We start from the raw sequence: 832 nt of genomic DNA, 5'->3' as shown, positions 1-832 counted from the left end.
ATCCCGGTATCTTCGCCGACATCTTGTCCAGGATCGTCGCTGCGGCCGGAGCGCCGTTGCCCCATTGGCACACCTGCGCGTAGATCACCACATTGTTCTTTGCCCGCGCCTCGCTGGCGCAGACCCAGCCGGTGATCTGCCCGTCCTCCAGTTCCGTTCCCGTCCACCGCACTCCCGTATCGGTCGCGTCGGTCTTCTGGAATCTCCATCGATATTTGCCGCTCAGGTGGATGACGGCATTGCTGCACGCATCGAGACGCTTGGCAAAAGCGTTGCCAAGCAACACCGTCGCTGCTTTGGAATCGACAACCGTCGCAACGGCTTGACGGACCGCATGACCTGAAGTGTCCTTTTCCTCCCTGTATTGATTGCTCCGCCATCCGGTATAGGCCACGCCAACCGTGTTGGTGTCCAGCCCGAACAGCGCCGCACAGTCGGGGTTGCCCTCGTCGATGACAGGGGGTGATGGAGGCCTGGTCCAACCGGGCGGGGGCGTGCCCGTCCAGTTGAGTTTCGAGCCGACGATGTCGCCGACCACTTCCGGCGGCACGAGCAGCTCGTCGATGCGATTGAGCGCCAGCGTCGGCCCGACTGTGGGTGTCGGCGAGGGTGCCACCGAAGTGGCGCTGTGGCCGCCGCCCTGCCCGCCGCCGCACCCAACCGCCAACGCGACCACTACAGCCCCGAGCGCCGAAACAATGAAACGAATCCTCATTTCGTCTCCTTGCCAAAAGGGCGAGATCCGTATCTGTTGGTCGAAGAATAGGAGCAGTGCGAGAAACGCGGATCGATTTCCCCAACTTGCTTGCTGCTTGGCGTCGGTCTCAAGTCG

Annotated in this window: 1 protein-coding gene; it reads right to left on the bottom strand. The window is 62.5% G+C overall.

The window, feature by feature from the left end; all coding sequences use genetic code 11:
• Positions 1-832: sensor domain-containing protein (locus tag A5713_RS01750; RefSeq protein WP_156751705.1), on the bottom strand; the 832-nt coding region annotated here is incomplete at both ends.

Source organism: Mycobacterium sp. E2497, from assembly GCF_001668695.1.
In the GTDB taxonomy this organism is placed as follows: Bacteria; Actinomycetota; Actinomycetes; order Mycobacteriales; family Mycobacteriaceae; genus Mycobacterium.
This window is presented reverse-complemented; position numbering and strand designations above follow the sequence as displayed.